Here is a 20,005-nt window from a genome sequence, read left to right as displayed (position 1 = left end):
GCACGCCCGTACGGGCCTATGTTGGAGGGAGGTTACCCGAGCGTTTCGCCGAAGGAGACTGCCGTGGCCCAGGTCCTCGTGGTCGCAGACGACCTCACCGGCGCCAATGCGACCGGGGCCCGGTTCGCGCGCACCGGGATGCGGGTGGCCACCGTGACCCCCGAACACGTCAGCCGGGTCGCCGGGGACTACGACGTCGTCGTCGCCAACCTCGACAGCCGGCACGTGCCGGCCGAGCAGGCCGTGGACCTGGTGGCCGACGTGGTGGAGGCGGTCTGGCCGGTGGGGCTGGTGGTCAAGCGCACCGACTCCACCCTGCGCGGCAACGTCGGGGCCGAACTGGAGGCCGCCTACCGGGAGGTGCGCGGGAGGGTGCCCGCCGGGACCCGGGTACGGGTGCTGTTCACCCCGGCCTTCCCGGCCACCGGGCGCACCACCGAGGACGGCGTCCAGCTGCTCCACGGGGTCCCGCTCCAGGACACCGAGCTGGCCCACGACCCCCTGCACCCGATGACCACCGGCGCGGTCGCCGACATCGTCGCCGCCCAGTCGGGGCTGGCCGTGCGCCACGTGCCGGTCCGCCGGGTCACCCAGAGCATGCTCACCGCCGAACTGCTGGCGGGGGACGAGCCCGTGGTGCTGTGCGACGCCGCCACGGAGCAGCACCTCACCGACATCGCCGAGGCCGCCGCGGCGGCCCACCACGAGGACGGGACGGTGTGGGTGTCGGTGGATCCGGGGCCGACGGGGGCGCTGCTGGCCTACGCCCTGCGGCTGCGCGGCCAGGCCGGGTCCCGCGGGCCGCTGCTGGGGGTCGTCGCGAGCACCACGGACCTGACCCGGCGCCAGCTGGCCACGGTGGCCCGCACCGGCGCGGTCCGCTTCGTGGACCTGGACGCCGTCGCCTTCACCGATCCGGAGAGCGACCACGCCGACGAGGTCGCCGCGGAGCTCGCGGAGAAGCTCGTCTCGGCCGGGTTCCCCGACCTGTGCGTGCTGCGGGTGGTCACCACCTCCGAGCGGGTGCGCGACCTGCCCGGCCGGATCCGCGCCGAGCTCCCGGGCCGCATCGCCCGGCTGGTCGCCGACACCGTCCACGAGATCGCCGACGGCACCGGTGCCCACGCCCTGCCCAGCGGCCTGTACCTGACCGGCGGCGACCTGGTCTCGGGCCTGTTCGACGAGCTGGACGTGCACGCCTTCGACGTCGGCGGAGAGGTCGTGCCGCTGGCCGTGCACGGGCACATCAGCGGCGGTCCGCTCGACGGGACGCCGGTGGTGGCCAAGGGCGGACTGGTCGGCGACGACATCACCCTCGTGGAATGCCTGGCCAAACTGCGCCGCGCCGTCCAGGCCAGGCTGCACCAGGTGCACTCGGAGGTCTCCGAGCACGTCGTCCCCACACTCATCCGCGACCCGGCCTGACACCCGGCGCCCGGCTCTCCCGCCGGACGCCGGGCACGCGCCCGGTGCTCAGGGCTTGCGGGCGACGCCGCCGTACTGGGCGACCTCCTTGGCGGTGCCCACCTCGGTCCTCTCGGGGCGCCAGAACGGGACGGAGACCACGCCGGGCTCCAGCAGCTCCAGGCCCTCGAAGAAGGCGCCGATCTCCTCCGGGGTGCGCAGGTGGATGGGCTGGGCCGCGTTCTCGTTCCAGGCCCGGGCCGCCTCCACGATCTGCGGGCTGGTGTCGGTGCTGTCGCACAGGGCGAGGAAGCTGCCCGAGGGCAGGGCGTCCACGTAGGCGCGGGCCACGGCGTAGGTCCGCTCGTCGGCGGGGAAGTGCCCGAGCGTGCCCATGATGACCAGACCGATCGGCTGCGTGAAGTCCAGGTGCTCACGGGCCTGGGCCAGCAGCGCCTCCGGGTCGAGCAGGTCGGCGTCGATGTAGTCGGTGGTGCCCTCGGGGGTGCTGGTCAGCAGGGCGCGGGCGTGCGCGAGTACCAGGGGGTCGTTGTCGACGTAGACGATCCTGGACTCGGGGGCGAGCGCCTGGGCGACCTCGTGGGTGTTGTTGGCGGTGGGAAGGCCGGTGCCGATGTCCAGGAACTGCCGGATGCCCTCCTCCCGGACCAGGTGGGTGACCGAGCGGACGATGAACCGGCGGTCGGCGCGCATGAGCTCGACGATCTCGGGGAAGGCCTGCTCGACCTGCTCTCCCAGGGCGCGGTCCACCGGATAGTGGTCCTTGCCTCCCAGCCAGTAGTTCATCACTCGCGCGGAGTGGGGGACGGTCGTGTCCAGGGGGGTACGCGGGGTGTGCGTCATGGGCGCCTTCCGGCTCGGCGGACGATCCAGGGATCATCGGACATTCTCCTCGTTCGCCGATCCTCTTCGCAAACGAGAACCCCCTGTGCGCAGGGGTCCTCGGCCCGGGCCGACACGGCGCGGGCCCCCGGGGACCCCCCGGGGGCCCGCGGTGGGAGGCTCACCCCGCCAGGGCGACGCCCAGGTGGTTCGCGGCCAGTTTCTCGATCCGGTCGGCCAGCAGTTCGGGGAACTCCAGCGGTCCCATGTGCCCGGCGCCGGGGACCTCCACGACCTCCGTGCAGTCCCGGACCAGGGAGGCGACGTGGCGGGCGTGCCAGGGCGGGGTCATCCGGTCCTCGGCGCCCGCCACGACCACGGTCGGCGCGCTGATCGCGCGGACCGTCGCGTCCAGGTCCAGGCGGTTCATCATGTCGCCCCACCGGCCGCGCGCGACCGGGTTGCAGGCGTGCACCATGCGCGCGCACAGCCGCACCATCCGCGGGTCCGCGCCCGGGCTCATCGCGACGAACTTCAGCGCGGCTTCGGTCACCGGGTTGCGCGGCCCCAGCGGCAGCGGGGCGCTCAACGTCAGAGCGGCCGCCGCCGCCCGCCCCAGGGCCCTGGGCAGCGGGATCGCGGTGGCCCTCTTCGTCAGCTGCGTGCACCCGGTGTTGGTGAGCAGTACCGCCGCGGCCTTCTCACGGAAGACCTCGCGGTCACCGGCGGCCATGACCGTCATCCCGCCCATGCTGTGCCCCGCCACCACGGCGCGTCCGCCTTCGGGGACCGTCGCCGCCAGCACCGCGCACAGGTCGTCGGCCAGCTTGTCCTGCCCGTACCCCGCCGGGGTGAGGGGCACCGGGGTCCGGCCGTGGCCGCGCTGGTCGTACAGCACCACCCGCAGGTTCTCGTCGAGCAGCCGGACCACGGGCCCCCAGGACGCCAGCGACGTCGCCCAGCAGTGGGAGAGCACCACGGTCGGCCCGCTCACCGGCCCGCGCACCTCCACGTGCAGTTCCGTGCCGTCGTCGGAGACCACGCGCATCTCCCGGGCCGGGCCCAGGTGTCGGATCGCCATCGGGATACCTCTCGTTCGGGGGTTCAGTCGAGCAGGTCGCCGAGGTCGATCTGCGGGACCGGGTAGGGCGGGGTGCCCGAGCCGCTGACCGGGTGCCCGCCCCACAGGTTGGGCTCGGCCAGCGCCGCGACGCCCTCGTCGCCCGCCGGGGTTCGGATCAGGACCGTGCGCACCCCGCTCTCGTAGGCCGCGGTGACCTCGGGGGACGGCGACAGCCGCCCCGACCACCGGTAGTCGCCGGTCAGCGGGGAGAAGTGCCCGGCCACGTGGCACCGCACCGTGACCGGGTCGGCCGCGGGCTCGCCCCCGGGGCCGAGGGGGGTGAGGGTCACCTCGCCCCGGTACTCCTCTTCTTCGTCGTCGAAACCGCTCATGTCGTCCTCCTTCGCCGGAATCTCGGGGGCCGGGTTCAGGCGGCGGCGCGGGTCCGGCGGGCGCCGCGGTCGACCCGGAGGTCGTAGTTGTGCGGGTCGAACCAGCGGGTGCGCAGCGCGAAGTTCCAGGTGAAGGTGGGCCACAGGGTGGTGTTGCGGCCCTCCTCGTTGAGGTACCAGCTGTCGCAGCCGCCGGTCACCCAGACGGTGCCCTCCATGCTCCTGGCGACCATCTCGTTGTAGGAGCGCTGCGCCTGCGGGCTCACCTCCAGCCGGTCCAGGCCGTTCCTGCACAGGTACTTGAGAGCCTCGACCGTGTACCTGATCTGGGCCTCGATCATGAAGACCTGCGAGGTGTGCCCCAGCCCGGTGTTGGGGCCGGCCAGGATGAACGCGTTGGGGAACCCGGCGATCGTGGTGCCGCGGAACGCCTGCACGTTCGAGCCCCAGTGGTCGGCCAGGGAGCGGCCGTCGGAGTTGAAGATGCGGTGGGCGACGGGCGGGTCGGTCACGTGGAAGCCGGTGCCCAGGATGATCGTGTCGACCTCGTGCTCTGTCTCGCGGCCGGAGGCGTCCCGGGTGACGACCGAGTCCGGGCGGATCTCCGCGATGCCGTCGGTGACCACGTCGACGTTGGGCTGCGCCAGCGCCGGATAGTAGTCGTTGGACATCAGGATGCGCTTGCACCCGGCGCGGAAGTCCGGGGTGACCTTGGCGCGCAGCTCGGGGTCCTTGATACCGCGGGCGATGTTGGCCCGCCCCAGCCGCTCCACGACCGACAGCAGCTTCGGGTTCTTGGCGAAGCCGAAGATGTAGGTCTCCCGCCCCCAGTAGATGCTCTTGCGGGCGATCTGCTGGGTGAGGGGGAGGTTCCGGTACAGCCAGCTCTCGACCCGGGTGATGTCGCGGTCGTGGCGGAACATCACCCAGGGGGCGGTGCGCTGGAACAGCGACAGGCGGCCGACCTCGGGCTGGATCCGCGGCACGAACTGGATGGCGGAGGCGCCGGTGCCGATCACGGCGACCCGGCGGCCGGTGAGGTCGTGGTCGTGGTCCCAGTCCGCGGAGTGGAACATCCGCCCCTCGAACGTGTCGATCCCCTTGATGTCGGGGAGGGCGGGGTCGGCGAGGGGCCCGGCGCCGCTGACCAGGAACTGGGCGGTGACCGTGCCCCGCGAGGTCTCGATCCGCCAGCGGTTGTCCGCGGGCTCCCAGTGTGCGGAGAGCACCTCGTGGCCGTACCGCACGTGCTTCGGGATGCCGTACTCCCCGGCGACCCGCTTCATGTAGGCGAAGATCTCGGGCTGGGGGGAGAAGGTCCGGCTCCACGTGGGGTTGAGCGCGAAGGAGAAGGAGTACAGGTGGGAGGGGACGTCGCAGGCCGCGCCCGGATAGGAGTTGTCGCGCCAGGTGCCGCCGACCTCGTCGGCCCGCTCCAGGATCACGAAGTCCCCGGGGTCCCGCAGCCCGGCCTGCTTGAGCCGGACGGCCATGCCGATCCCGGCGAAGCCGGACCCGATGATGGCCACCCGGAAGTGCGGTGGTGCGTCGGTCACTGTCGATCCCTTCGTGCGACCGGCCCGCGCGCGGGGTCCGCAGCGGGCCGGGTGGTGTGGTCCCCCCGGGGGCGTGGCGCGTACGCCCCCGGGGGAGTGCCGCCCCGGAGGGAGGTGGCGCGTTCCTCCCTCCGGGGAGCCGACTCCCGGGGGCGTGGCGCGTACGCCCCCGGGATGCCGGGTCCACCGCCGGAGGACGTGGCGCGTTTCGCCCTCCGGCGGTGGGGTCTGTGGCGGGGCGCCCGGTGCGGGCGCCCGCGGGGTCAGCGGCCCAGCAGGCCGGCCTTCCTCCAGAAGTAGCGGCCGAGCCCGGTGATGGCCCCGGCCGTGTCGAGCGTGCCGACGACCTTGCGGGCGGCCCAGGTCTTGGTGTCGGTCCAGTGCGGGTTGGCCTGCGCGGCGCGGTAGGCCTCGCGGGGGTCCAGCCCGACCTGCTCGTAGACCTTGGGGTTGATCAGGCGGGTCGCGGAGTAGTAGGTGACCAGGCCCAGCATGATCCGGCTGTAGGCCTTGTTGAGGGCGCCGCGGTTCACCCAGTCCCGCTGGAACTCCTCGCGGGCGTAGCGCATGTGCCGCGCCTCCTCGGTCACGTGGATGCGCGCGACCGAGCGGACCAGGGGCAGGATCTGCTCGTCCGGGATGGCCTCCCGCTGGAGCTGGTCCAGGACCTCCTCCACGAACAGGGCGCCGGCGAAGATCAGCGGACCGTGCGCGATGGCCTTGAAGACGCGGCCCAGGTGGTAGGCGACCGGGTCGAGGCGGTGGGTGTGCCAGCCCAGCTTCTCCACCATCTTCGCGAACATCACCGTGTGGCGGCACTCGTCGGCGATCTCGGTGTAGGCGTACTGGACGTGCAGCGTGGTGGGGTCGTTGCGGTAGGCGTGCCGGACCAGCATCTGCATGAGGATGGTCTCGAACCAGATGCCGATGGTCGCGACGCTGGCGACCTCCAGGCGGCTGAGCTCCTTGCGCTTCTCCTCGCTGAGGGAGTCCCACAGCGGGGTGCCGTAGATGGAGATGCGCTCGGGGCGGATGGCCCACATGTCGGGGTCGACGGGGGCGTCCCAGTCGATCTCGACGAGCGGGTCGAAGGAGGCCTTGGCCGAGCCGCGCAGGAGGCGCTTGGCGATGTCCTCCCGGTCGGTGATCTTGGGCTTGGCGGTGATCTCTGCGGTCATTCTCGTCCTCCTCAGGACGCCGTCGTCTGGGGTACGGGGCTGCCGTGGCGTGCGTGGAGTCCCCGGGCGATCTCCGCGTCCGCGAAGGCGCCCCCGGCGAGGAGCATGCCGATCCGGAGGGACACGATCTGCTCGGTCGTGCCGGGGAAGTACCGGAACAGGTGCAGTCCGGCGGTTCCGAGCGCGGTGGAGGCCACGTCGCGCGGCGCGTGCCCGGCCCCGGCGGCCCGGACCACGGCCATGACGGTGTCGCGTTCCGTCTCGGCGGGGACGAGCCCGTCGAGCGCCACGCCGGTGGCACGGGAGCTGTTGTGGATCGGGGTGTCCACGTAGCCGGGGTAGACGGTGGTGACCCCGATGTGGGTGCCGTACTCGGCGCGGAGGCAGTCCGCGTAGGCGGTGACGGCGCGCTTGGACACCGTGTAGGCGCCGGCGAACGGCAGCTGGAGCCCGGCGAGCAGGGAGGCGGTGATGATGACGCGCCCCCGGCTCCGCAGGAGGGCGGGCATCGCGGCGGCGGTGACCCGCCAGGTGCCCAGCAGGTTGACCTCCAGGGCCTGGTGGACGTGGACGTCCGGGGCCTGGCCGACGTCGACCGCCGGTCCGACGCCCGCGTAGTGGATGAGCAGGTCCAGGCGGCCGCCGAGCTGCTCGACCGCCTCGGCGACGCCCTGGCGCACCTGCTCGTCGTCGGTGATGTCGCAGCCGATGACGCCGGGGGCCGGTTTGCGGTCGATCCCGACGACGTTGACGCCGAGGTGCCGCAGGACGGCCGCCGTGGCGCTGCCGAAGGCCCCGGAAGCGCCGGTGACGACGGCGTTCAGGCCGGGCAGCCTGCGCAGGTGGCGCGGCAAGGGGGTCGTCATGTGATCTCCTCCACAGTCATTGCCGGAACGTTACAACGGGCATTGTCACAATGCAATGGGGTGAAGCAGGAAATTTACTCGCGGGTAAGTTCACTCCCGCCGTCGCGGGTGAATGCGGAGCGGGCGAGGTGGGAGGGGGTGTGCGGGACCCCGGGCGGGGGGCGCGGGGCCGGGTGGCGTGGCCGGAGTCCGCCCGGCGGGGGTGCCGGAGGTGTCCGGCGGATTTCGGGTGTCCCGGAAGTGGGTTTCCGGAAGTCCCTGCGTTAGTGAAGGAACGCGGTCCGTAACGGAACCCTGGTCCGAACGCCCGGAGGGTTGTTCCCCCGCGGGGGAGATGTGCGGGTTCTTGTGCTCCTGTCGCAAACATGACAACGTCTGTTGTCGTGGTCGAAAGCGTCCGCACCGGGAAGATACTGACAAGTAACGTTCAAGGGTGTCTCTAGGCTGGACCCATGGCCGAATACCGCATTGACGAACTCGCCCGGCTGGCCGATACGACGGTGCGCAACGTCCGGGTGTACCAGGACCGGGGGCTGCTCGCCCCGCCCCGCCGTGAGGGCCGCGTGGGCATCTACTCCGAGGCGCACCTGGCACGTCTGCGGCTGATCGGCCAGCTGCTCCGGCGCGGGTACACCTTCGCCAACATCGGCGAGATGTTCCAGGTCTGGGAGCGCGGCGGCGACCTCTCCGACATCCTCGGCTTCGAGTCGGCGATCGGGGACGCCTGGAGCGACGAGATCGCCGACTACCTCACCCTCGGCGACCTGCGCGAACTGTTCGGCAAGGGGGTCAACCCCAAGACGGTCAAGCGGGCTCTGGACCTGGGCGTGATCGAGCGCGACGGCCTGCGGTTCCGGGTCCCCAGCCCGCGCCTGCTGCACGCCGGCGTGGAACTGGTGCGCATGGGCATGACCGTGAACTCCGTGCTGGACATAGCCGAGAACCTGCGCGACAAGATCGGCCACGTCGCCGAGCACATGACGCGCCTGGTCGCCGACCACATCATCGCGGAGTACGCCCCCGGCACGGTGCTGCGCACCGAGGACCCGGCCGAGATCGCCGAGACCATCCGCAAGGTCCGCCCCCTCGCCCAGCAGGCCGTGGACGCGGTCCTGGCCCAGGAGATGGCCGCCCAGCTCACCAACGTCATGGGCGAGCACTTCGCCGACGCCATGGAACTCCTCAACCGCGAGCGCGACCGCGTCCCCGCACCGGCCCCCGCCCCCGACGCACGGGGCTGACCCCCGCGCCGGCCCCGGGCGGGACCCCCTCCAGCCGGGAGCCGCCGCGGACGCGCACCCCCGGGTCGGCCGGGACGCTCCGCAGGCGGCGGGCGCCCCGGGCGCCGGCCGAGGTGGCCGCGGCCGGGAGTCTCCCCGCCGCGCAGGCGCGCACCGGAGCCAGAGGGGGCGGACGGGCCCGACCGCGCTCCGCGCCCTGTGCCGCGCGGGCCGGAGGGGTCCCCCGGGGCCGGGCGACCCCGGGGGAGGTGCTCAGGCGCCGGCGCCCTCGGCCGACTTCTCCTCGGGGGCGGACTCGACGACCGTCAGCGGCAGCGGGGTGGTGTACCGCAGCTCGGCGAAGGCGCCTGCGGGCACCGCGGGGGAGTGCGGGAACACCGGACCCACCCGGCGGTAGGGCTCGCCCTGGGCCGGGCGGGAGTCCTCCTCCCCCTTGTTGGGCCACATCGACAGCGCGCGCTCGGCCTGCGCCGTGATCGTCAGCGACGGGTTCACACCCAGGTTCGCGGTGACCGCGGACCCGTCCACCACGTGCAGGTCCGGGTACCCGTACAGGCGGTGGTAGGGGTCGATGACACCGGTTCCGGGACCGTCGCCGATGGGACAGCCGCCCAGGAAGTGCGCGGTCATCGGGATGTTGAAGATGTCGCCGACGGTGCCGCCCGGGTAGCCGTCGATCCTCTCGGCCAGGCGCGTGGCCGCGTCCTGCCCCGCCGGGATCCAGGTGGGGTTGGGCTCACCGTGCCCCTGGCGGGAGGTGAGCTTCTTCCGGCCGCCGAACACCCCCTTCCGGACCGACGTGGTCAGCGAGTTGTCCAGCGACTGCATCACCAGGCCGATGATGGTCCGCTCCGACCAGCGGCGGTTGGAGAAGCTGCGGGCGAACACCACCGGGTGGCGGGCGGCCAGCCCCAGGAAGCGCATCCACCGGGGGACGCGGCCGCCGCCCGGCACCTGGATGGCGGTGAGCAGGCCCATCGCGTTGGAGCCCTTGCCGTAGCGGACCGGCTCGATGTGGGTGTTCTCGTCGGGGTGGATGGAGGAGGTGATGGCCACGCCGTGGGTCAGGTCCTCCTTCCACGGGACCCGGCGGCTCATCGCGCCGACCAGCGCCTCGGAGTTGGTGCGGGTGAGCGTGCCCAGCCGGTCCGAGAGCCGGGGCAGCAGGCCCGAGTCCTTCATCCGGTGCAGCAGGGTCTGGGTGTTGTAGGTCCCGGCCGCGACGACCACCTGGCGGGCGGTGAACGTGCGCGCGTTCTCCCTGCGCCGGGGCGCGTCGGTGCGGACGGTGTCGACGGCGTACCCGCCGTCGGCGAGGGGGCGGACGCGCTCCACCGTGGTCAGCGGATGCACCCGGGCGCCGCCGCGCTCGGCGAAGTACAGGTAGTTCTCGGTCAGGGTGTTCTTGGCTCCGTGCCGGCAGCCGGTCATGCACTCGCCGCACTCCAGGCAGGCCCTGCGCTCCGGCCCGGCCCCGCCGAAGTACGGGTCGCCGACGGACCCGCCGGGTGCGGCCCGGGGCCCGGTCCCGTCCTCGCCGTCGCCGAAGCAGACGCCGACGGGGGTCATCCGGAAGGTGTGGCCCACGCCGATCTCCTCGGCGACCGCCTTGAGGTGGCGGTCGGAGGCGGTGACGGTGGGGTTGGTGCGCACGCCCAGCATGCGCCGGGCCTGGTCGTAGAAGGGCGCCAGCTCCGACTTCCAGTCGGTGATGTGGCGCCACTGCGGGTCCTCGAAGAACGGGTCCAGCGGGTGGTACAGCGTGTTGGCGTAGTTGAGGGATCCGCCGCCGACCCCGGCTCCGGCCAGGATCATCACGTCGCGGAGCAGGTGGATCCGCTGGATGCCGTACAGCCCGGCCCGGGGCGCCCAGAGGAAGTTCTTCACGTCCCAGGACGAGGACGGCAGGGTTTCGGGTGTGAAGCGGCGCCCGGCTTCCAGGACGCCGACACGGTAGCCCTTCTCAGTGAGGCGGAGGGCACTGACCGATCCGCCGAAGCCGGAGCCGATGACCACGACGTCGTAGTCGAAGCGCTCGTCCTCGTTCGGTCGGGTCGTCTTTTCGGGGGTGGCGGGGGAGTCCGCGTTGCGCTCTCGGGGCACGTGCTGGTCTCGCTATCAGGTCGGTTGCGGTTGGCCCGTAGTGCGCCGGATACGAGTCCGCAACATTCTTTGCGCCATCTAGAAATGTGACAACAGCTATTGTAATGTTCGTCACTACCGCCGAGTAAGGTGTGTTCCATGTAACACGCGAGGCGTGCATCGGCGCAAGTTCCTCTCCCCCACGCCGCCCTCCCCGGGGCGGCGGATCACTGGAGGTTTCCATGCCCAAGGCTTCCGAGGAGACGCCCGAGGTGTCCCAGGATGCTCCTGAGCAGCACGAGGGCGCGCGCGGTACCCGCTGGCGGCGCTTCGCCCTCCTGGCGGTGCCCGGCTTCGCCGCGGCCGCGGTGCTCGGCGGTATGACCACGCAGGGCCTGCTCGCCGCCTCGTTCGCCGTCTCCGGCGACAGCTTCAAGATGTCCGCCGACAGCCTGGCCGGCAACGGCTTCACCCAGTACGGCGACGTCGCCACCTCGGTGGACGGGACCGGCCGCCCGGTCGGCCTGTCGGCGATCAACACCGCCGAACTCGAGAACCTCTGCATGTCCTCGCTCTGGGACCTGCCGATCGGCCAGGCCACCCTGGTCATCACCGCCGGCGAGGCCACCCCGGTCGAGGGCACCAACCTCGTCATCGACATCGAGCAGCTCCAGGGCAACGCCGAGTTCGGCGAGATCGAGATCGGCCGGGACGCCAGTACCCTCGACAAGGCCGAGGGCGGCCAGGGGCCCGCCGGCGGTTTCGGCCTCCAGGCCGACACCATCACGATCTCCGACATGGAACTGACCACGTGGGCGGTCACCTCCGGCTCCCTGCGCCTGTCCGGGCTGGGGCTGGCGATCAAGCCCGGCGACCACGAGTGCTTCTGATCCCATGACCCGTGCACTGACCCTCCTGCGCTCGGGATGGGGATGGTTCCGCGAATGGCGGCGCAGCCGTCCGTTCTGGGGCGGCGCCGTCCTCGTCGCGGCCGGAATCGAGCTGCTGGTCGCCCCGGCCGCGCAGACCCTCGTCCTTCCGATCGACCTCATCATCTACGCGGGCATCGCCGGCGTCTCCGGCACCCTCATCGCGGTGCTGATGATCGTGCTCGGTGTGCTGAGCTGGTTCCAGCCCGCCCAGCACACGTTCTTCGGGGTGGTCGGGGTCCTGCTGGCCCTGGTGACCTTCGTGACCTCCAACTTCGGCGGGTTCGTCATCGGCATGCTGCTCGGTATCGTCGGCGGGTCGCTCGTGTTCGCGTGGGGTCCCAGGGCCCGTCGGCGCCCGCGCGGGCGCCGACGGGCGGGGGCCTCCGGGGAGCCCGCCGGGGACGGCGGACCGGCCCCCGGCGCATCCGCCGACGAACTGCCGTCGGCCGACGGAGCCGAGGGCGGCACCCGCCCGCTGGCGGCCCTCGCCCTGCCCCTGGCGTCGGTGGTCGTCCTGGCCTCGGCCCCCGCACCCGCCCTGGGCTGGCCCTGGGACTGGCTGTTCCCCGGCGGCGGGGGCCAGGAGCAGCCGGCCGAGGACCCCTCCCCGTCACCCTCCCCCTCTCCCCCGCCGTCCCCGTCGCCCTCGCCCGGGGACCCCGGCGGCGACCCCGACGGCGGCGACCCCGCTCCCGGCGGGGACCGGGAACCCGACGGGGAGGAGGAGCAGGAGGAAGAGGAGGGCGCGGAGGGACCGGAGGCCGACCCGGCCGACTGCGAGTTCCGCACCGGCGACGGAGCACTGGCCCGGAGCGAGGACGAGTTCGTCGAGGCGGTCCTGGCCTGCCAGGCCGCGCAGGAGACCGACGAACTCCCCGAGGTCGCCGTGGACGAGGGCTACGACTGCTTCCGCGGCTCGGTCCGAACCTCCGGACTGACCGCCGACGTCCTCACTATGAGCGGCGCCCGCTACGACGGCGTTGTGGAGTGCCCGACCGCGGACGGCCCCCGGCGCTACCTCCGGCTCACCATGGACCGGGCCGAGGTGACCAACGGGGACCTGTGGTTCGAGGAGCACGGGACCAGGATGAGCCTGGGCCTGCCGTCCATGACCCTGGACGGCGACGTCACCATGCACGTCACCCGGATGAAGGTCAACATCTTCGGCATCCCCCTCCCGATCACCTTCACCCCGGACTTCCCGCCGCCGCTGCTGCTCCCGTACATGTTCGTCACCGAGGTCGACGTCGCCAGCCCCATGGCGGGCACCGACAGGATGAACATCACCGACCTGAACGGCCGCTACGGCGGCTGACCGGCGGGACACCGCGTCCCGGACACGACGGCGGGGGCGCCGCGCGACGCGCGGCGCCCCCTGGCCGTTCCCCGGTCGGGGTCAGCGGCCCTCGGTGATCAGCCGGCTCGGCCTGCCCACGTGCGACACGTAGAGGGCGTCGCGTGCCCGCGTGCAGGCGGTGAACAGCAGCGTCCGCTCCTGCTGGAAGGCGTGCTCCAGGGCCACCTGGTCGCCGTCGGCGGCCTCGATGGCGGCCTTGGGCGGCAGCAGGTGGTCGCTGACCCCCACCAGGGCCACGCAGCGGAACTCCTGCCCCTTGAGCCGGTGCAGCGTGCCCACGCGCACCGCTCCCGGGCCGCCGGACTCCTCCAGCGGAGCGGTCGGCACGCCGCGTGCCGCCAACTCCTTGGCGATCCCGCGCACCACCCAGTGGTTGCGCCCGGCCACCGCGATCTCGGCCGGGTCGACCCCGGCCTCCAGCCACACCCGCACCCAGTCGCCCAGGGCGGCGAGCTCCTCGGCCCGGTCCGCGCAGCCGCGCACCACCGGGGCCGGCCCGCGCAGCAGCGAGCGGTACCCGGCCAGGGTGTCGGCGTCGTCGTCCATGCCCAGCGCCGCCCGGCGCCCCAGGATCGGCATGCTCCAGTCCAGGATCTCCTGGGTGACCCGGTAGCTCACCCGGAGCCGGTGGCCGCGCCCGCGCACGTTGATGCCGAGCGAGGCCAGCGACACCCGGTTGTCGGACACCCGCTGGTGCGGGTCGCCGACGATGAACAGGTCGTCGGGGCCCTCGGGCACGGCGGCGCGCACCATCCGCCACTGGGCCGGGTGCAGGTCCTGCGCCTCGTCGACCACCGCGTGCCGGAACAGCGGCCCGCCGCGGCCCAGCACGCGGGCGGCCTCCGCGGCCAGCTGCGGGTAGGACCACAGCCCCTCCACCCGCATGGCGCCAACGTAGCGCCGGACCGTCTCCCACACCTGGCGCCGGTGCTCGGGCGCCAGGTGCTGCACCCGGCCGCTGCGCTCGCAGCGGATGTACTCGGGCAGCAGCTCCAGCCCCTTGGCGAGGATGACCTGCTCCCACTCGTCGACCAGGAAGCGGCCGGAGAAGGGCAGCCCGTCGGCCAGCGCGACCGCGCGCCAGCGCCTGGCCAGGTCGTCCTTGCCGATGAGGCGCGGCGGGACGCCGTTGGCCTGCACCACGGAGCGGGCGAGGCCGTCGACGGTCGCCACCCGGACCCGGGCGCGCACCCCGGGGTCGGGCAGCAGCTGGTCCAGACGGTCGGAGAGGGACTGGGCCAGGGCCCGGTTGTAGGTGGTCAGCAGGACCGACTCGCGGTGGTCCCCGGGGTGCGCGGCGGCGTCGCGCTCGGCCAGACGGGCGGCCCGGTGCAGGGCGATGACGGTCTTGCCGGTGCCGGGGCCGCCGGTGATCTGCACGGCGCCGTTGTAGTGGGCCTCGGTGATCCTGTGCTGGTCCGGGTGGAGCGTGACCTGCCACTGCCGGAACGGCGCGCGCAGGGCGCCGGCGAGCTCGGGCGGTCCGCTGGGGCGCGGGTCGGCCGGGGCGCCGGGGCCGAGCGGGAGGATCTCCGGGGACGCCGGGAGCAGGCGGCGGGCGAAGCGGAGCGCCTCCTCGCGCGGCAGCACGGTGAGCAGGCGGTAGCGGGTGCGCGGGTGCTCGTCGGGCGTGTCGTCGGATCCGTCGCCGGGCTCGTCGTCGGCCGCGGCCGGGACGACGACGCCGGACCAGTCGGGGTCGATGCCCACGATCCGGACCCGCGGGTCGGCGGCGTCCGGGACGGACTCCAGGTCGGGCCGTTCCCCGGCCTGGTAGGCGCGCATCACGGCCAGGGTGCTGAGCTGGACGTCGGGCGTGAGGCGGGTGAAGTCGCTGAGGAAGGTCGGGGCGATCGCAAGGGCGGACACGTCGTGGGTCTCCTCCGGTCTTCGACCAGGTGGTGGCTCGGGGTGCGAGGCGTTCGGCGCGGGGCGGTCTCGGGGCGGAGGGGCCGGGCCGGCGCTCCCTCTCACTCATGAACATGCTCGCGGCGGAATTCCGGCAAACGCCGCTCCGAGGTCGATTCCCGTCAGGTTCCCGGCGTTTTTCGGAGTGTCCATCAGTACAGGTGGGAGGGGGTTCTACGAAGACATGTTCGAGTCGTCCGGAGGCTCCTCTCCGGCCTCGGGGGAGGGCTCCCGCTGACCTGGGCTTCTGTGGCGGCCGCTGATGTCCTCAAAGGTATTTATCGTCTGTCCGAAATTCGGTGACGCACGGCGATGATGCCTGATCCGAACGGGGAGGTTGGGAGTACGGGTGCGGGATGTGCCGATGGGGGCCGGTGGACCGAAAAGCCCGCAGGGAAACGGGCGTGAAGGCATGCCGGTTACGTATGGGACTTACGAGTACATTTCACGCAGTGGCCGGTTTCGGACACGCTCTGTGCAGAGCCGTCGCGGGCGCGAGATCGTGTAACGCACAGGGGAGACGACCGCGTGCCGGCTGTGCGGTCCGGGACTCTGCCGGGGTCCGTCCTACTCCGGCAGGGTCCTGACCGACCGGTGGCGCACGCCGCCGCTCCGGCGCCTGCGCGCCCGGGCCCCGCAGGCGGACGCCCTCCCCGGGCCCGGCGCCCGTGCTCTACCGTGGTGACCACCAGGACGACGGAAGGGAACGGTGCGGTCGTGGTCTCCGAGGACAGAGGTCGCCTGCGGGTCTCCGACGCCGAGCGCCACCAGGTGGCCGAGGTGCTCAGGGACGCCGCGGCCGAGGGGCGCATCAGCCTCGACGAACTCGACGAGCGGCTGGAGGCCGCTTTCCAGGCCAAGACCTACGCCGACCTGGAGCCCATCACCGCCGACCTGCCCGGCTCGCCCGGCGCCCCCACCGGCCCCATCCCCATGGTCGCCGACAACCGGCCGACCGACCGCGTCCACCCCGAGGACGTCATGATCATCCGCTCCGACGGCGCCAACGTCGTCCGCAAGGGCCGCTGGCAGGTGCCCCGCCGTATCGAGGTCCGCAACAAGTACGGGGCCACCCGGCTCGACTTCCGCGAGGCCGACATGCCCCACGACCGCATCGAGGTCCACCTGGAGGTCTCCTGGGGCGGCGCCGAGGTCGTCCTCCCCGAGCGGGCCACCGCCGAGGTCGACGTCGACACCTCCTGGATGGGCAGCCTGAAGGTCGACGCCGACGCGATCCCCAGGCCGCCCGCGCCGCACTTCGCCATCACCGGAACCTGCCACGGCGGCACCCTCCAGGTGGCGCACCGCCGCCCCTTCTCCTGGTCCGCGCTCTTCGGCGGCTGACCGTCCCGCCCCCCGGGACCGGGAGGACCCGCGTGCTGCGATCATGGGGTGCGCCCCGTGCCGGGGCGCCTGAACGGACGGGGGCAGCGGTGGCGGTGTGGATCGTGGCGGCCGGGGTGTGCGCGGCGGCGCTGAGCCCCTACCTCTGGTTGGCGGCGGCCTCCGCCGGGCGCCTGCGGACACCACGGACCGTCCCGCACCGGCCGGTCGCCGTCGTCCTGGGCGCGGCCGCCTGGGCCGAGGGCCCCTCGCCACTGCTCGCCCGCCGCCTGGACCTGGCCGTGCGCCTGTACCTCGACGGCCGGGTGGAGCGCGTCATCGTCTCGGGCGACAACCGCGAGGTGTCGCGCCGCGAGACCGACACCATGGCCGCCTACCTCGTCGCCCGCGGCGTGCCCGCGGACCGCATCGACGCGGACCCCCACGGCTACCGCACATGGGACACCTGCGTGCGGGTCCGCGACCTGTTCGGGGTCCGCGCGGCCACCATGGTCACCCAGTCCTTCCACCTGCCCAGGACCGTCGCCCTGGCCCGGGCGGCCGGGATCGACGCCGTGGGTGTGGGCGACCCCAGCATGGGCGCCCGCCGCCGCTCCACCGTCATCGGGTACGCGCGCGAGGCCGGGGCCGCGGTCAAGGCCCTGCGCGACGCCCTCCTGCGGCCCGCCCCCGCCCGGACCGGACCCTGACCGCCGCGATACTGGTGGCATGAACGCGACCCCGAACGACGCACACGACGACCCCGCGAGCGTGGACTGGGCGGCCCTCGCCCCCGAGGGCGGCGAACGCATCGCCTCCCTGCTGGCGGAGGTCACCCGGAGCGACACCGCCCTCTCCGAGCTGCACGACATCATCGGGTTCCCGGCCCCCGGCCACACGGCGGCCCCCCGGGCGGTGGACTTCCTCGTCGACGCGGCCTGCTCCGCGCAGACCCCCGCCACCGACCGCTGGCGCCCCCTGAGCCTGCTGCTGGAACTGGTCTCCGCGCACGCCGAGGACCTGTTCCCCGAGCCCCGCGACCTCGACCAGTGGCGCGACGAGGTGGCCTGGATCACCTCCACCGACACCGAGAAGGCCCTCGCGCAGTACCGGTCCTGGGTGGAGGAGGCCCCCGACGAGCAGCAGCGCCGCCGGATGGGCAACCGCCTCGCGGTGCTGGAGCTGCCCGGCGGCGCCGCCGTCCTCCAGGCCGAGCTCGACACCTTCGAGGCGATCCGCGCCCGCGTCCCCGACCTCCTGGAGCTCCTCAAGGGCCCGGGCAACCGCGGCGGCCTGGACCGGGCGGGCGAGTGGGTCTCCTACCTGCTGGCCTTCCTCACCCCCGACGCCGAGCGGATCGTCGCGGGCATCACCGGCGCCTCCGAGATACTGCTCGCCAAGGACCTGCGCCCCACCCGCCAGGCCCCCGCCAGCCTGCGCGACATGATGGACCAGGCCCTGGTCGGAGGATCCGAGCCGCTGCCCGCGGAGCTGTTCGCCCTCGGCGCGCTGGCCGGGCCGGACGACATCGACCTCACCGTCGCCCTCACCCACCAGATGGCCGGGGGCAACCTGTACAACTCCTTCGCCGCCTCGGTGGCGCTGGTGATGATCCACGGCCGCAACACCCCGCGCGAAGCGCTGCGCCGGATCGGCCGCGGTGGCGGTACCACCAGCGGCTACGAGGGCCTGTTCAACGAGTCGTGGCCGCACTGCGGCGAGCGCTCGCCCCAGGTCCTGGGCTTCCTGGCGCTGGGCCGGGCCGGGGACCGCGCCCGCCGGCTGCGCCTGGACATCCTGCCCGGGCTGATCAAGGGCGAGGAGGACTCCCGGGCCCTGGTCACCGCGGCGGGGCTGGAACTGGTCCTGGGGCCGCGAACCCAGGGCTTCACCGTCGAGGAGCACCTCAACGCCGACTACGACGAGGAGACCCTCAAGGTCCTGTGGGCGATCGCGGAGCTGCCCGCCCAGGCCTGGGAGGACTCCGGGTTCCGGGAGGTCCTGGCGGCCTGGGGGCTGCCGGAGGACGCCGAGGAGTTCCGCGCCTCCGTGGGCGTGGAGGCCGAGCCCGAGCCCGCCCCGGCTCCGGAGCCCGCCGCCCGCCCCGAGCAGGCCCAGGGCGGGTTCCTCGGCCGCCTGTTCGGCGGCGGCCGCTGACCCCGCCCGCCGGACCGCGTCACCCCCGTCCCCGGGGCCCGGTGCGGTGGAGTGCCTGCGCTCCGCCGCACCGGGCGGTCCCCCTTCCGGGCCGGGGCCGTGCCCGGGGAACAGGGCTCAACCGCGTTCGAGGGCGGTGCCGATCAGCCCCAGCGGAGGGGAGCCCAGGTCCAGCAGTGCCCCGTGGAACCGGCTGAGGGAGAACTCCGCGCCCCACTGCCCGCGCGCCCGCTCACGCAGCCGCAGGATCTCCAGCTTGCCCCACGTGTACCGGCCGTAGGTGGGGTCGAACGTGGCCCGCCGGGCCTCCGACAGCGCCGCCGGGCCCTGGAGCGGGGTGTCCTCGGAGAACAGTGCCGCCGCCTCCTCCACCGTCATGGCCCCGGTGTGCATGCCGATGGCCACCGACAGCCGTGTCACCCGGATGAGGGCCTCCACCCACACCCCGACCTCGTAGTGGTCGGCGGTCCACCCGCGCACGCCGGAGCGCTCGGCGGCGTAGGCCCCGAACCCCTCCTCCAGCATCATCTCCTCGGCGTAGTGCGCCCACCCCTCGGCGAACGCCATCGAGTGCAGCGCCCGCCGCACCGGGCCCGGCGCCCGCCGCAGCGCCCGCCCGTGCGAGAAGTGGCCGGGGGCCACCTCGTGCACGCTCACCGCGGGCAGCGTGGTGTCGCTGAACATCTCCAGCCATTCGGCGGTCTCCGCCTCGTCCCAGGCGTCGTCGGGCGGGGTGATGTAGTAGAACGACGGGGTGTCCGCCTCCCAGGGGCCGGACCAGGACATCATCGCCGTGGCCCAGCGGTGGGCGGGAGGGGACAGGTCCACCCGGCACTCGCCGTCGCCGTAGGGGACCAGGCCGCGCTCGGCGGTGAACTCCAGGGCCAGCTCCGTCCACCGGCGGGCGGCGTCGAGCACCCCCGCGCCGTCGGGGCCCCGCGCGGTCAGCTTCCGGACCGCCGCCATGGCCTCCTCGCCGGGGGCGATCCGGCCGACCGCCTCGGCCAGCCGCGCGCGCAGCCGGTCGCGCTCCTCCCGCGCCCGTCCGGCCAGCTCCTCCGGGTCGACCGCCAGGGCCTCCCCGGTCCCCATGAGGCGGGCCAGCCCCTCGGCGCCCAGGGACGCGTCCTCGGGCCCCTCCTCCGCGGCCCGCTCCACGTGGGCGACCAGGCGGGCGTGCGCGGCCAGCGCGGTCGCGCGCAGTTCGGCGGGTACGTCCCCGGGCAGCCCCTCGGCCAGCCCCCGGACGGCGCCGACCAGGGAGCGCGCCACCGGTGCGGGAACCCGGTCCAGGGCGGCGACCGCGTTGTCCACCCCGCGCGGCCACTGCGCCAGGTGGGCGTCGCGGGCGGCCCGCCGCTCGGCCCCGGGCGCGTAGTCCCGGTCGTAGTTGGAGACGTCGAGCTCGCCCAGGTGGTACAGCGGGTTGGAGCGGTGCAGCAGGGCCTCGCCCAGCGCGTACCGGGCGTCGGCCTCGAACGCGGCCAGGTGCGCCTCGTCGTGGGGGTCCTCCAGCGGGTCGCCGCCCAGCGCCGCCAGGGAGGCCGCGACGCCCTCGGGGGAGAGGTCGGCGATCCGGCCGTCGTACTCGTGCATGCCCGCGCCCTCGCGCATGGCCCCGGGCATGAGGTCGGCCAGGGCGCGCAGCCGTGCGGGGAGTTCCGGGTTCTCGGGGTGTGAAGACATGGGATGACCCTAGTGAC

General features: G+C 73.5%; 16 protein-coding genes. 7 read left to right on the top strand and 9 right to left on the bottom strand.

All coding sequences use genetic code 11. The annotated features are described in order from the left end of the window. Positions 1-63: 63 nt before the first annotated feature. A complete protein-coding gene (locus ACSUPR_RS09735) occupies positions 64-1,425 on the top strand; it encodes a four-carbon acid sugar kinase family protein (RefSeq protein WP_436890827.1) in 1,362 nt (453 codons plus the stop codon). A 48-nt stretch (positions 1,426-1,473) separates the two neighbouring features. Here ACSUPR_RS09735 and ACSUPR_RS09730 read toward each other — a convergent pair whose 3' ends face one another. The 6 genes from ACSUPR_RS09730 to ACSUPR_RS09705 form a co-directional block, all read right to left on the bottom strand. Next, entirely contained in the window at positions 1,474-2,268 is a 795-nt protein-coding gene (locus ACSUPR_RS09730; protein WP_436890826.1) for an SAM-dependent methyltransferase, read from the bottom strand. Between the two features lie 160 nt (positions 2,269-2,428). Further along, positions 2,429-3,328 (bottom strand): alpha/beta fold hydrolase, encoded by a 900-nt coding sequence (locus ACSUPR_RS09725; RefSeq protein ID WP_436890825.1) that lies wholly within the window; start codon positions 3,326-3,328, stop codon positions 2,429-2,431. A 23-nt stretch (positions 3,329-3,351) separates the two neighbouring features. Then, positions 3,352-3,702, bottom strand: coding sequence for a DUF4873 domain-containing protein (locus tag ACSUPR_RS09720; RefSeq protein WP_436890824.1), 351 nt, complete (start codon positions 3,700-3,702; stop codon positions 3,352-3,354). A 35-nt stretch (positions 3,703-3,737) separates the two neighbouring features. Beyond that, a complete protein-coding gene (locus ACSUPR_RS09715; RefSeq protein WP_436890823.1) occupies positions 3,738-5,258 on the bottom strand; it encodes a flavin-containing monooxygenase in 1,521 nt (506 codons plus the stop codon). 263 nt (positions 5,259-5,521) lie between these two features. Beyond that, positions 5,522-6,436, bottom strand: a complete 915-nt coding sequence (locus tag ACSUPR_RS09710; protein ID WP_436890822.1) for an AurF N-oxygenase family protein — start codon at positions 6,434-6,436, stop codon at positions 5,522-5,524. A gap of 11 nt (positions 6,437-6,447) precedes the next feature. Next, positions 6,448-7,302 carry an SDR family NAD(P)-dependent oxidoreductase gene (locus ACSUPR_RS09705; RefSeq protein ID WP_436890821.1) on the bottom strand — a complete coding sequence of 285 codons (855 nt, stop codon included), beginning with the start codon at positions 7,300-7,302 and terminating at the stop codon, positions 6,448-6,450. A 452-nt stretch (positions 7,303-7,754) separates the two neighbouring features. On the opposite strand from ACSUPR_RS09705, the gene ACSUPR_RS09700 reads away from it, so the two are divergent. Continuing rightward, the gene (locus ACSUPR_RS09700; protein WP_436890820.1) at positions 7,755-8,543 is read left to right on the top strand and encodes a MerR family transcriptional regulator; all 789 of its coding nucleotides are present in this window, start codon (positions 7,755-7,757) and stop codon (positions 8,541-8,543) included. Positions 8,544-8,795: 252 nt separating this feature from the next. On the opposite strand, the gene ACSUPR_RS09695 is transcribed toward ACSUPR_RS09700, so the two are convergent. Then, positions 8,796-10,646, bottom strand: coding sequence for a GMC oxidoreductase (locus tag ACSUPR_RS09695; protein ID WP_436890819.1), 1,851 nt, complete (start codon positions 10,644-10,646; stop codon positions 8,796-8,798). Positions 10,647-10,867: 221 nt separating this feature from the next. Between ACSUPR_RS09695 and ACSUPR_RS09690 the strand changes: the two genes are divergently transcribed. Together ACSUPR_RS09690 and ACSUPR_RS09685 are read left to right on the top strand one after the other, a co-directional pair. Beyond that, positions 10,868-11,515 carry a DUF6230 family protein gene (locus ACSUPR_RS09690; protein WP_436890818.1) on the top strand — a complete coding sequence of 216 codons (648 nt, stop codon included), beginning with the start codon at positions 10,868-10,870 and terminating at the stop codon, positions 11,513-11,515. Between the two features lie 4 nt (positions 11,516-11,519). Continuing rightward, positions 11,520-12,872 carry a DUF6114 domain-containing protein gene (locus ACSUPR_RS09685; RefSeq protein ID WP_436890817.1) on the top strand — a complete coding sequence of 451 codons (1,353 nt, stop codon included), beginning with the start codon at positions 11,520-11,522 and terminating at the stop codon, positions 12,870-12,872. A gap of 81 nt (positions 12,873-12,953) precedes the next feature. Here the strand turns inward: ACSUPR_RS09685 and ACSUPR_RS09680 are convergent, their stop codons facing one another. Next, positions 12,954-14,783, bottom strand: coding sequence for a UvrD-helicase domain-containing protein (locus ACSUPR_RS09680; RefSeq protein WP_436890816.1), 1,830 nt, complete (start codon positions 14,781-14,783; stop codon positions 12,954-12,956). A gap of 756 nt (positions 14,784-15,539) precedes the next feature. On the opposite strand from ACSUPR_RS09680, the gene ACSUPR_RS09675 reads away from it, so the two are divergent. From ACSUPR_RS09675 to ACSUPR_RS09665, 3 genes are all read left to right on the top strand, one after another. Next, complete coding sequence (locus tag ACSUPR_RS09675) at positions 15,540-16,166, top strand: DUF1707 SHOCT-like domain-containing protein (protein WP_436890815.1); 627 nt, start codon at positions 15,540-15,542, stop codon at positions 16,164-16,166. A gap of 89 nt (positions 16,167-16,255) precedes the next feature. Beyond that, on the top strand, positions 16,256-16,855 hold the full coding sequence (locus tag ACSUPR_RS09670; protein WP_436890814.1) for a SanA/YdcF family protein: 600 nt from the start codon (positions 16,256-16,258) through the stop codon (positions 16,853-16,855). Positions 16,856-16,874: 19 nt separating this feature from the next. After that, positions 16,875-18,302 (top strand): hypothetical protein, encoded by a 1,428-nt coding sequence (locus ACSUPR_RS09665; RefSeq protein ID WP_436890813.1) that lies wholly within the window; start codon positions 16,875-16,877, stop codon positions 18,300-18,302. A gap of 117 nt (positions 18,303-18,419) precedes the next feature. Here the strand turns inward: ACSUPR_RS09665 and ACSUPR_RS09660 are convergent, their stop codons facing one another. Next, positions 18,420-19,988: a DUF885 family protein gene (locus ACSUPR_RS09660; protein WP_436890812.1), complete on the bottom strand. Its 1,569-nt coding sequence runs from the start codon at positions 19,986-19,988 to the stop codon at positions 18,420-18,422. Between the last annotated feature and the right edge of the window lie 17 nt (positions 19,989-20,005).

Origin of the sequence: Nocardiopsis dassonvillei (assembly GCF_964273065.1) — a bacterium.
Classification (GTDB): Bacteria; Actinomycetota; Actinomycetes; order Streptosporangiales; family Streptosporangiaceae; genus Nocardiopsis; species Nocardiopsis dassonvillei_B.
This window is presented reverse-complemented; position numbering and strand designations above follow the sequence as displayed.